Annotated in this window: 8 protein-coding genes and 1 other RNA gene; all 9 read right to left on the reverse strand. The window is 47.0% G+C overall.

Annotation, left to right across the window (positions count from 1 at the left end; genetic code table 11):
- Positions 1–222 precede the first annotated feature (222 nt).
- The 9 genes from dnaK to ahbB all read right to left on the reverse strand — a co-directional run bounded on the left by dnaK (position 223) and on the right by ahbB (position 12,413).
- Positions 223–2,133 (reverse strand): molecular chaperone DnaK, encoded by a 1,911-nt coding sequence (gene dnaK, locus B9A32_RS05215; RefSeq protein ID WP_084067328.1) that lies wholly within the window; start codon positions 2,131–2,133, stop codon positions 223–225.
- A 47-nt stretch (positions 2,134–2,180) separates the two neighbouring features.
- On the reverse strand, positions 2,181–2,795 hold the full coding sequence (grpE, locus tag B9A32_RS05220; protein ID WP_084067329.1) for a nucleotide exchange factor GrpE: 615 nt from the start codon (positions 2,793–2,795) through the stop codon (positions 2,181–2,183).
- A gap of 172 nt (positions 2,796–2,967) precedes the next feature.
- Positions 2,968–3,064, reverse strand: an RNA gene (ffs, locus tag B9A32_RS05225) — signal recognition particle sRNA small type.
- An 82-nt stretch (positions 3,065–3,146) separates the two neighbouring features.
- Entirely contained in the window at positions 3,147–5,483 is a 2,337-nt protein-coding gene (locus tag B9A32_RS05230; RefSeq protein WP_084067330.1) for a BamA/OMP85 family outer membrane protein, read from the reverse strand.
- On the reverse strand, positions 5,480–9,115 hold the full coding sequence (locus B9A32_RS05235) for a translocation/assembly module TamB domain-containing protein (RefSeq protein ID WP_084067331.1): 3,636 nt from the start codon (positions 9,113–9,115) through the stop codon (positions 5,480–5,482). The genes B9A32_RS05230 and B9A32_RS05235 overlap by 4 nt, the downstream gene beginning before the upstream one ends.
- 8 nt (positions 9,116–9,123) lie before the next feature.
- On the reverse strand, positions 9,124–9,783 hold the full coding sequence (locus B9A32_RS05240; RefSeq protein ID WP_084067332.1) for an MlaD family protein: 660 nt from the start codon (positions 9,781–9,783) through the stop codon (positions 9,124–9,126).
- Positions 9,784–9,805: 22 nt separating this feature from the next.
- Complete coding sequence (locus tag B9A32_RS05245; protein WP_084067442.1) at positions 9,806–10,231, reverse strand: DUF1178 family protein; 426 nt, start codon at positions 10,229–10,231, stop codon at positions 9,806–9,808.
- A gap of 366 nt (positions 10,232–10,597) precedes the next feature.
- Positions 10,598–11,947, reverse strand: coding sequence for a B12-binding domain-containing radical SAM protein (locus B9A32_RS05250; protein ID WP_084067333.1), 1,350 nt, complete (start codon positions 11,945–11,947; stop codon positions 10,598–10,600).
- On the reverse strand, positions 11,940–12,413 hold the full coding sequence (gene ahbB, locus B9A32_RS05255; protein WP_084067443.1) for a siroheme decarboxylase subunit beta: 474 nt from the start codon (positions 12,411–12,413) through the stop codon (positions 11,940–11,942). The genes B9A32_RS05250 and ahbB overlap by 8 nt, the downstream gene beginning before the upstream one ends.
- Positions 12,414–12,466 lie beyond the last annotated feature (53 nt).

Below are 12,466 nucleotides of genomic sequence, written 5' to 3' on the forward strand. Positions count from 1 at the left end.
GTCAGCCCCGGCCATTCACCAGAGGATGATGGCTGGCCGATGTTGTGAGCAATTCAGCTAAATCCAGAGAGTATATATAAAAATCCCGCTGTGCACCAGATGCACAGCGGGATTTTTTTAAATAAAGTGTAGAGTGCTGAAAATACTTCCAATTTTTATTGCGGACAAATCTATTTTAGAACAAATCCGCCGTGGTGGAAATCAATTCAGCTGAAGCAGGAATTACTTTTTGTCGTCCTTTACCTCTTCAAAATCGGCATCCATGACATCATCGTCCTGGGGGGCAGCACCGGCTTCTTGTTCTGCGCCGGGGGCCGCACCTTCCTGGGCTGCCTGCTGGTACATGGCTTCTGCCAGCTTGTGGGATGCCTGGGTCAAGGCTTCAATTTTTTCCTTGATGGCAGTGGCATCATCACTGTCTTTGACCTGTTTGAGTGCTTCCACACCTTCCTCAATGGATTTTTTGGTGGGCTCATCAATTTTGTCGCCATGCTCTTTCAGGGTTTTTTCCGTCTGATCTATGAGGGATTCTGCAGTGTTTTTGGCATCCACCAGCTCACGTTTTTGTTTGTCTTCATCGGCGTGGAGCTCGGCATCCCGTACCATTTTTTCGATTTCCTCTTCGGAAAGACCGCTGGCAGCGGTAATCTGAATGGATTGCTCTTTGCCTGTGGCTTTATCCTTGGCAGAAACGTGTACAATACCATTGGCATCAATGTCAAAGGTTACCTCAATCTGGGGAACGCCCCGGGGTGCCGGTGGAATTTCAGACAGCTCAAACTGGCCCAGGGTTTTGTTGCCTGCTGCCATCTCTCTTTCACCCTGGAGTACATGGATGGAAACCGCCGGCTGATTGTCGGCCGCCGTGGAAAAAACCTGGCTTTTCTTTGTGGGAATGGTAGTGTTCTTTTCAATGAGTTTGGTCATGACACCGCCCAGGGTTTCAATACCCAGGGACAGCGGAGTGACATCCAGAAGTAGTACATCATGAACATCTCCCTGGAGAACACCAGCCTGGATGGCAGCACCCATGGCAACAACCTCATCGGGGTTTACACCTTTATGGGGTTTTTTACCGAAAATTTCTTCCACTCGTTTTTGAACGGCGGGCATACGGGTCATACCACCCACCAGCACCACCTCGTTGATGTCTCCGGGGTTGAGTTTGGCATCTTTCAACGCCTGGCGACAGGGTTTTGCCAGGTTGTCCAGAAGATCTGCCACCAGAGATTCCAGTTTGGCCCGGGTGAGTTTCACATCCAAATGTTTGGGACCGCTGGCATCTGCTGTAATAAAAGGCAGGTTCACATCGGTTTCAACAGCTGTGGAAAGTTCCATTTTTGCTTTTTCTGCAGCTTCTTTCAGGCGTTGAAGGGCCATTTTGTCGTTGCGAATATCAATGCCCTGGTCTTTTTTAAATTCATCGGCAATGTAATCAATGACTCTCAGGTCAAAGTCTTCACCACCCAGATGGGTATCTCCATTGGTGGACTTTACCTCAAATACCCCATCTCCAATTTCAAGTATGGAGACATCAAAGGTACCCCCGCCAAGGTCAAAGACCGCAATCTTTTCTTCGCCTTTTTTATCCAGGCCATAGGCAAGGGAGGCGGCGGTGGGTTCATTGATAATACGTTTCACATCAAGGCCTGCAATTTTACCGGCATCCTTGGTGGCCTGACGCTGGCTGTCATTAAAGTATGCGGGCACGGTGATGACAGCTTCTGTCACTTCTTCTCCCAGATACTCTTCAGCCGTTTTTTTGATGTTGGCAAGGATAAAAGAGGACACTTCCGCCGGGCTGTGCTGTTTTCCCCGGAGATTGATTCTTGTGTCTCCATTGGAGGCAGCTTCAATTTTATAGGGAAGCACATTGACGTCGCCCTGAACCTCTTTGGAATTAAATTTTCTACCCACCAGACGTTTTACGCCAAACACGGTGTTTTCAGGGTTGGTGATGGCCTGTCGTTTGGCGGTTTGACCCACCAGGCGGTCACTGTTTTCCGTGATACCCACAACAGACGGGGTGGTTCTTCCACCCTCGGGGTTTGTGATTACCTTTGGCTCACCTGCTTCCATGACGGCCACGCATGAGTTTGTTGTTCCCAAGTCAATTCCGATGATTTTACCCATGTTCTATTCCTCCGAATATAATGTATATATATGATGTGTCTTAAATGTTAATTGTCTTGTTTTACCACTGCTTTAGAGACCACCACCATGGAAGGTCGCAATAGTCTGTCATGTAGCACATACCCTTTTTGAAGCTCGCTGATCACCGTGTTGTCAGGGTGTTCATCTGTTTCCTGCTGGGTGACAGCTTGATGAAATGCAGGGTCAAAGGGTAGATTCAAGGCTTCAATCGCCTTGATGTTAAAGGCTTCAAACAGTTTAATCAGTTCTTTGTGGGTTAACTGAATTCCTTCAAGTATCGAAGCCTGGTTGTTTTGCGTTTCTCCAGAATCAATGGCACGCTCAAGGTTATCCACCACGGTGAGCAATTTCTTGAAAACCGATTCATTGGCATATTTCCTGAAATCAGATATTTCCCTGGAAGAGCGCTTTTTGTAGTTTTCAAATTCCGCTGAAAGCCTTAGTGCTTTATCTTTTTCAGTCTTGAGTTCTGCCTGGAGGGTTGCAATGTCCGGTTTTTCTTCAGATGATTTGTCTTTACTACAGGACTCTTGTTCTTGTGTGGAATCCTCGACACTGGGGGATTGTGCAGACTTTGTGGTCTCATCTCCGGATTTTTTGCCGGTTTCTTCTTTTAAAGGTTCATCTTTGTCAGCCAACATTTTCTCCTGATCCAAATATTTTGGTATATAACGTCTTAAAAAGTATATAATAAACATTGATTTAATTTTTAGGAGAAAATAAGACCGTTTGATGCCATGTCAAGAAATAAAAATGGAGGAGGGAGGGTAAAAAAAAAGACCCGGCTGACTGGTAAATCACCGGAGTATTGCATGACCGGGATCAATCCACGACACAGATGATATCACTTATCGCTGCTTCCTTCCGGATCTGACGAGGTTCATGACCTTCTGTTACGCGGCGACCGATCAGAATACCCATGGGCAATTTGACACAGCACAGCCGGGAACCAAAATCTATACTTCAAATAAAAGGGTTTTACAAGGAAAAAATTAAAATGTATATCCGATGGAAAAATGAATTTGCCCCGGACTTTCTCCATCTTCCGGGTCAAGCTTGTGGCCGTAAAGCAGTCCTATGGGACCAATGGGGGTATTGTAGCGAAGCCCCGTGCCAACGGCATACCTGAAATCATCAAGGACTTGTGCTTGATCGGTGTTATCAATTTTTCCGGTATCCATGAAAAAAGTCAGTTCAAAATTGGCTGGCAGGTCAATGCGCGCCTCCAAGCTGGCGGATATGGAGGTCCTTCCCCCCAGGGCCTCATGGGTATCTTCGGGATCGGTGAGGAGCATATTTTCCTTGAACCCCCGGACATCGGAAATACCGCCCAGAAAAAAAAGTTGATCATCGGCAACGGTGTTGGATGACCCCAGCGGCTGGATGTATCCCATGCGGCCTGCCATGGCAAATGTAAGGCCCTTGAAAGGTGATCGATAGTGTCTTAAATCTATTTGATATTTTAAAAATCGATCCAGATCACTGCCAAACCCTGAAAACAGATCCACCGATGCAAAGGATAAAAAACCCTGGGTGGGCTTTAAAACCGAATCCCTGTTATCCCAGGCAAGGGAGGCAGATGTGATAAGGATGTTACGGGTCTCGTCCTGTTCTTCATCTGCACCTTTAAATTGAATTTTATTTTCATATTCAAAATTAAGGCCTGCCGTGAGATGGGGCGTCATTTGCCTGGCAAAGGCAGATTGTGCCCCCCAGCTGCGGGTGCCGAATTCCTGGTTCAACGGCTCCTCTTGTTCTTCATAAATGGTGAATGTGGCAGAAATGAGGGTGTCCCAGAAAAAAGGGTCTTTGATGCCGGCTTCCACCCGGTGGCCGATGCCGCTGATATATCCCTCCACCCAGGCGTTCATATCTTCACCCATGAAGTTGGTATCTCCGGTCTTAATCCGGAGGTACCCTAAGTTTTCTGTATCAAACCCTGTGGATGCTTCAACGTAATAGGGTTTTTTTTCCTTTATGGTGATGTCAATGTCAGGCTGGGGCTCCTGGGTTTTTAAACCCGGAGCTGTTATTTTCACCGACGCCACCGAGTAAATTTCCCTTACTTTTTTTTGGGTGGTAAAAAGTTGTGCCAGGGAAAAGGGCTCCCCCGGGGTGAGGGATACTTTTTTTTCCATCACTTTTTGCTTCAGGCGTTTGTTTCCCTGGTAGTGGATTTTCCCGAAGCGGGTAAAGGAACCGGGCTGGACATTCCAGGTGATGTCTGCCAGGGTTTTGTCGGCATTGAACTTCGTTTCACCGGTGACTTTGACATGGGGATACCCTTTTTCAGATATTTTGGCTGCCAGTATATTGGCATCACTTTTCACCATATAATCCCGGAAGGGTTCCTGGGGGGCCAGGGTGAGAAAACCCAGGGCCTCGTCCCGGGGAAAAATATTTCCAAGGCCTGATATCCCGGCAGAGTTCACCAGCGTCCGGGGGCCTTCAACAATATGGATGGTTATATATATCTGCTTTGTGGGAGAACTTTCATGGGGATCTGAAGAATCTTTTGTTTCAGATTCCATGCGGATATCATGGGTGATCCGGGCATTTAAAAACCCCTGGCTTAGATAGACCAGAGCTACGGCTTCCAGGTCTTTTTCAAGTGTTTTTAAATTAAATCCACCCAGTTCCCTGAACCCTTTGGTATGGGTGATCATGGCATCACGTATTTTTGAGGAATCCACCACCTTGTTGCCTGTGATGTTAAGCTGTTTTACCACCTGCCGAGGGCCTTCTTCAATGCGATAGATCACCTGGCAGGTAGACGCCAGGGGCTTTGTCTCAACTGTTTTTACGTCCAGTTTTACTTTGACATTGGCAAATCCTGCTTGAATGTATTTTTTTAGAAGGCTGTTTTTTCCTTTTCTTAACCCGGAACCGTTGGGATCTCCTTTGGTAAAGACGGTGATCTCTTTTTTCAGTTGCCGGCTGGAGAAAAAAGCATTGCCTTTAAAGGAAATTTCGTATCTCGGGCCTTCCTGGATGGTGATTTTAATGGTGTGTTTCTTTTTTCCGGGCATGGGAACGGCTTCGGCTTTCATGGTGACCCGGGCAAATCCTTTTTTTCGGTAAAAGGCAATGAGATCTTTTATGTCTTGGTTTAACCAGTTTTCATTTAAGCAATTCATTTTTCCCGGTAAAAGAGAAGATGTCCATATTTTTAGGCGGGGTTTGAGTCGGGCGGTGGAAAAGTGGATGTTTCCAGCAAGTTCAATTTTTTTTATCCGGATGCACGGTTTTGTTTCTTCTGCGTTGACGCAGAATGCACAAAGGGTGGAGGCCAGGGCCGCAACGATCCATGTCATGATGATTTTTTTCATTCAAACTCCAGTCTATATTTCAGTTCCCCACCAAATTTTCCCTGGGAATCCTGGAATCCCGAGGCGCTTAAATTATCAGACATCTTATAATCAGCAGAAGTGGTCTGCACCATTTGTCCGTCTTTGGAGGCTGTGCCGTATTTTAAGGTGATACGATCGGTGAGTTTCTTACCCACGGTGAGGTTAACACTTCCCACCCCTCCGTTGCTGTCAGAATCGTCAAATCCCATTTCAAAAATATCCAGGCCTGTGGCGGCCCGCACATTATCCTGCACCGAAGCGGCGGCAAACTCTGCCAGGGCATTTTCTGGAGAAAAGGTGCTTCCTCCCTCGGAAGAGATCAATTCATTGGTGGTTTTTCCCCTTAGCAAAAGGGAGGTGATATCAGCCTGTTCCAGTTCCGGGTCCGATGACAGGGAAAAAATAAGTTCTTCTGGAGTACCGGTGACGGATAGGGTAATATCCCAGTCTCTGACTTCATGGAGGGCCTCAATGTCGATTTCCGGTTCTATTTTATAGGGGTCAATAAAATCGATGATGCCCCGGGTGAGGGTAAATTCTTTATTATACTGCTGGATGCTACCGGGGTCAATGGTGGAGCGCCCTGAAACCATGGGGGCCAGGGGAGAACCCTGTATGCGGATGTCCGGGTGGATCTCCAGGTTGGCAAGATCCAGGTCAACAATAAAATTGTTCCTGGCCTGGACAAAGATATCCAATGTCAGGTTTTCCAGGTAAGGATTGGGTTTTTTTTCGGTTTTAACCCCTTTGCGGGAGCGTTGGGGGTTGAGTATGGCCGAAAGGATTTCTTTGTTTATATTGATTTCTTTGGTCAACTGGCCGGAATCTAAAAGGATGGTGCCGCTGAGGGTCGATTTATCCATGGTGCCGTCAAGGTTGAGGTTTACATCAAAAAGAGCGTCAAGTCCTTCGGGAACGTTCACCGGCAGAGCTTTACCGGCCACCGTGGCCGTGTATGCCTGGGGCATGAAATCCTTTAAAGATGTTTTACCGGCCATGGAAAATGTTCCTTTGTCCAGAAATCCTTTGATCTCTTTTATTTCCACCTGGTTTATATCTGCCAGTATGGTGCCGTTGATGCCATGCAATTTTGACTGGGAGTCCGGTATGGTGAGCCCCAGATTATGGAGGTTGAGTGCGGCATTAAACCGGGATGCTTTAATCTCTTTTTTGATCAGGGCTGAGGCATCAAGGGTCAGATCTCCCTCCAAATCGGGAATGGTGTCTGCAAAGAGTTTGACGACCTTGGCTGGAACCCGGGCCGTTGCTTTGGCTGTGATATCGCCGTCCACTCTCCCCGATGCTTCGACGGTAACGCTGCCCTGTCCGGGCAATGATGTTTTAAAGGGGGATACCCGGAAGGCTTTTCCCTGGAGTGTGGCGTTCATGTTTTTTGACTGGATGTTGAATTTCTCCTGGAGCACCACAGACAGGGTTTTGATGGCACTTTGAACAGTGATTTTATCAAGATGATCAGCATTGCCTTTAAAGGCAATATCCCCAGTGACATTGCCGGATATATCCCTTTGACCTGCCAGTTGGAGCCATGGGGCCAGGTCGGTTTTTTGAAAAACAAGGTCTCCCTTGAAATCCCGGGTGCCAAGATTGAAACCGGCATTGATATCAAAGTTCAGCTTTCCCTGGATATTGGCGTATTGATTATGGAGGGCCACACTGGCCTTGAAATCCTGGACCGGTTTTCCATCCACGATGAGGTCTGTGAGGGAAATATCCCCTTGTATCTGGGGATTTCCAAATGTTCCTTTTCCCCACAGATTACAGGAAAAAATACCGTCAGCAGGACTTTTGTCTTTTAGATTATTGAAACTTGACAGCCTGATGTCACCGGTTGAAAGTTTTATGTCAAATTGACGGTTAAGATCTGCCCATCCCGTTGCCGTTATTTTCCGGGTGTCGTCCAGTGCGATGTTAAGTGTATCAACATAGAGTTTTTGTGTATCAACATGGGCGGACAGATTGACTTTTTTTATGGATTCCCCGGCCACTTCCATGTCCCGGCCCAGGAGCGTGAAGATTGCGTTGGGTCGATTTTTACTGCCTTTAATATCAGCGTTTACGGTTATGTTGCCCTTAACGCCCTGTTTCTCCAGAGCGCTTACATAGGGGGTAAACGTTTCAAGGGCAATGGGATTCGAGTTTAGTTTAAGGTTAAATTCCGGATTTTTCAGGGGTGTCATTTTGCCGGGTTCCAGAACAATGGCATTGCCCAGGAGATTCAGGCGGCTTGATCCCGATGTGAGCTTGCACTGCTTGATATCAATGACACCCTTTTCCAATGTCACACTGATATCTGCATCTGCCTTGGGATATTGGCGGTATCCGGCCTTGGTGGTTTTAAGGGTTAATGTGCCCTTGGGGGGGGCCGTCATGCTGCCGGAAAAGGTGGTATTCAGCTGACAGATGCCCTCAATACCTTTGATGTCAAAGGATTCAAGCAGTGGACCGGGAACAACATTTTTGCCGTCAAGGGTAATATCCCAGGCCAGGGCATCCAGGTGTTTTTCAGAATTCATAAATCCTTTGGGAAAGGCCCGGGAAAGGTCCACAATGCCCTTTGCGCTTATCAGACCATTGTCATGATTCAGAAAAAGTTTGCGAATATTACAGATTTTGTTTGCCATGGCAATGTCAATATCTGCCCGGTTTATTTTTTGGTTAAGTACATTGCCTCCGGGATACTCCAGGAAAAGGGTGATGTCCGGGTTGTTTAAAGCGCCTTTCACCGTGGCCCTGGCTGCAATGTGACCGGAAATATCGGTTTTATTTTCAACGGCCATAAGGGTTTTGGCAATGTCTCCTTTAAGCGTCAGGTTCATATCAGCTTCCGGGGACGAAAAAAGCGTATGGGCACTGCCTGTCATGTCCAGTCTGGCTGTCTGGGCATCAAGATGAAGCTTCAGGTCGGTGAGGGCATCCTTTAAAAAGGCTGTGGAAAAATTCAGTGTGTGGATGGTGGTGTTTATCCCCGGCAGCTTCAGCTGGATATTACCGGTGGTCAAGCTTAGATCCGCTGCCATTTTTTTCAGGTTTCCCCGGGTTTCCAGGGAAAAATCTTTGATGTGGGTTTCAATGGCATCGGGAATGGAAGTAAAAGAGATGGTTCCGTCTATGACCGCAATGGTTTTTGCAATGATGTTCATGGGCAGCCCCTTTGGGGAGGATATTGTTTCCCGGGGCTCCTTTTCTGCGGGCGGGTCACCAATAAGTGCTGCAACGATGTTTATTTCATTATTTTTATTTTTTTCAATGACGATGGTGGGGGCATGGATGGAGAACTCTTTTATGACAATTTTCTGTTTTAAAAGAGCTGTAATGTCCAGGGATAAAAAAAGTTTCTGGAATTTTACCACCGGTTTGTTTTCCCGGGAAACAAGGGCGGCCCGGCTGAGTACGAATTGTCCCCTGGCAGGGGAAAATTCAAGGGCCTCCCACGTGAGAGTGCCGGGGATGTGCGTATTGATGATGTTTTGAAGTTTTTGGGACCCTTGGGAAGATTCAATGTAAAACAGGGCGGAAACAAGGGTCATGCAAAGTAATAGGCACCCCACTGCAAGGGTGACACCTGTGATGATAAAAATTTTTTTTGGCATATTGTTTTTTAAACATCCTCAAGGGCATTAAGTTTTTTTTCCAGAGGCTTGGTTTCATCTTTCATCCCTTTCTCCTCCAGGGCTTTTCCCAGGGCTTCAATCTCTTTTTTCAGTTTGGGAATAAAATCATTTTTTATACTTTCCTGGAACGCTTCCCCCGATGTTTTCATTTTTTGTGCAAGTTCATCAATTCTCTTTTCAAGATCCTGGTATTCTTTACTTTCCGGTATGGATTTCATGTTGTTCACCATTTTATCCATGCCGGATTTTAATTTATCCATAAAAGGGGTGAGGCCCTGGAGGGGAGATGGGGGGACAGCTTTAATAACAGCCCCTTTTTTCAGGGGTTCTCCGCCCTTGTGAGCCAGGGTCATGATAATTGCTTTTTCATTTTCCTGAAGTGGGGAATCTACGATGCTGAATCGTGAATGCTCAGTAAAAGCGGACTTAAATGCATCATCAATGTCAACAGATACTATAAATTCACCCCCATCCGTATAAGCAATGTGGGTTACATGTCCCACTTTGTTTTGATCAAAGAAAATCGGGGCTTCTTTTTTCAGGCCCTGGATGTCTGAAAAAGAGAGGTCCAGGGAAAAATCAGCGCATCCCATGAACAGAAAAAGTGTTCCAAATAGTGTTAAATACAATTTTAATCTGGTGTACATGGCTATCTCCCTTTTATTAGTCTTAATTCAATTTTTCCTTGTCCTTTTCCGGCATGGAAAATTTTATCACCGGTACCCCTTCCTTATTCAAAAGTTTGTCTTCTTCGGGGGTGGTGGTGCCTCGTATGTTTTTGGGGGTTGAACTGCCATAGTGGATTTTAAGGGCTTCCTTTGCGAAATCTGTGCCCACATTTTCAAAGTTTTTTTCCACATAATGGGTCAACTTGGCATTGATTCTGGACAGCACATCCTGCTGATTATTTCGGATGGAGGTGGCCTGGGAGGATGTCCTCACCGCCACAGCGGAAAGTTTCTGATGAACAGATGTGGTTTCACACACAGGGCATGACACAAGGCCCTGCTGACATTGATGTTCAAATTCATTGCTGTCATCAAACCACCCCTCAAAGGTGTGGCCGTTGACGCATTCCAGGTCAAATACAATCATATTGCTATATCCTGATGTAAAAAGTATGTTGTCATTTAAAGGGCATGTGTTTTTGGACACAACAAATATAAAAAATGCTATCATGCCGCCTCCCCGAGGGCCAATGGTCCCGGCCCGGAACCGTAGACGGCTCAATTGGCCGGTTCCCAGTGCACCTCGGGGAGGGCTAAGCCCACAATAAAGATAGAAATTCTCCACAGATTTACGGAATATTTCATATAACCGCCACGGGCGGACCGTATTCTGATCCGGCTCTGCCCACAACAAAGGTAAAAATATTCCACAGATTTACGGAGTATTTCATATAAAAATTATCATAAAAAGCACCAAAGGCCAACCGTTTGTCCGTGGGCGAATTTTTTAAATTTATTTTCTGGTCAATGCTTTGAGTTGGGCGATGGTTTTAAATGCGTTGTCTTTCTCCATGCACGGAAGCAAGGCATTGTTTGTAAAAACAGGGTCTTTTTCCAGATCAAATCGAGAATTTCCACAGGCGGTTTGCCACATGGGGGTGTGGGGTATGGGGGTATAATAGGCCAGTACGGGTTGTATTCCCTTTTCTTTCACAGCCGTGATGGAACGGGCCACGTCGTCGGGGTGTTGACCGGGCAGGGCGCATAATAGATAGGCACCAATCTGCTCCGATGCAAATCCTGCCTGTTTCAGGCGGTCCACGGCCAGGGAAAATTCATTTCCTGTGACTTTGTGATCACCGGGCCTTGAGGGAGAAAAATCTGCGGTTTCCAATCCCATTCGAATGGTTTTAAAGCCTGCCTGGAACATCATGTCTGCTATTTTCTGGCTGATTTGTCGGATGTGCATGGCATTGGGGGTATGAAAGGAAAGGGGCATACCGGAGTGAATGATCTTTTCCAACAGGGGAATAATATGATTTTCCGGGTGGATCAGCAGCGCATCATCATAAAATGCGAAATTGTTAACCCCATGGATATTGTGCCAGTGCTGGATCTCCTGGAACACCGTTTCCGGGGAGCGGTGTCGAAGTCGTTTTTCCAGAAACGATGATGCACAATAGCTGCAACTGAAAGGGCAGCCCCTGGAGGTGAGAATGGGGGCGTAGGCCATCTTTGAAACCAGGTCCAGGGCTGGACGGGGCAGGGCATTCAGATCATTGAAATCATACTTCGGGGTAAAAGAATAGCCGGTATGGTCAAGGATAATACCGGGGAGCTGCTCTTCTGCATTACCGGTGATGACCTGGTCTGCCAGGGAAAATTGTCGGGCATGCCCGGTGCACAAAGAGGCATAGACTCCCCCCAGGATCACAGGTACCCGGGGAAATATCTCTTTGATAACCGAAATGGTTTCCCGGACCCCCGGGGCCCAATAGGTCATCATGGAAGTGACAAAGATAATATCCGGTGGGGGGCTTTTTTTAAGGTCCCGGCGAAACCACTCCGGTTCAATGCCATAACGTGAAAAGCGTTGGCCTATCTCTTCCACCCCGGCAGGCAGGGGAATTTCTTTTTTTCGAAAGGGTCCTCTGCCGTCTTTCAGCACCTTTACCGGAGATTCTGCCCGGGGGTGAAATCGATCCAGGCAGTCTAAGAAACTGACTGTCATGCCATGGTCCCTGAGAATGGCGGCAAGACCCAGCAGTCCCAAGGGTTTGGCCCAGAAATCATAGGCGGCAAAGTCGTGTATCCAGGGATTGACGCAAAGTATATGGGGCGGTTTCACGTCGGGCTCAATCAAAATATTGCATGGAGGTTTTTTTCAGTTCTTTGCGGCTGAACAGCAGTGTGTAGTCATCTTTATCCACTTCTGCGGCTTTGGCAATTTTTTCGGCAATGGCATGGCAGGTGGCTTCATCAGCACCATGAACCATGGTATAGAGATTGTAAGGCCAGGTGGGGGCCGGGTCTCTTCGATAGCAATGGGTCACTTCCTGGAAGGATGCCATAATTTCTCCCACGGCCTTTGCCCTGGCATCATCCACTTTCCAGGCCACCATGGCATTGGCTTTAAATCCTGATTTCTGGTGTTTCAGGGTGGCACCAAACCGTCGAATAATACCCTTCTCGTTGAGACGGGCCACTATATCCAGATATTTTTCTTCCGAAATGCCAATGCCTTTGGCCAGCACCAGAAAAGGACGTTGACACACAGGAATATTCCCCTGGAGGGACGCTACCACTTTTTTTTCGATATCAGTCAGCATGGGTTTTATTATGTATTTTATGGTTTTGTTGTCAAGTCCTAAATCCTTTGGAG

It is taken from the genome of Desulfocicer vacuolatum DSM 3385, assembly GCF_900176365.1.
GTDB lineage: Bacteria > Desulfobacterota > Desulfobacteria > Desulfobacterales > Desulfobacteraceae > Desulfocicer > Desulfocicer vacuolatum.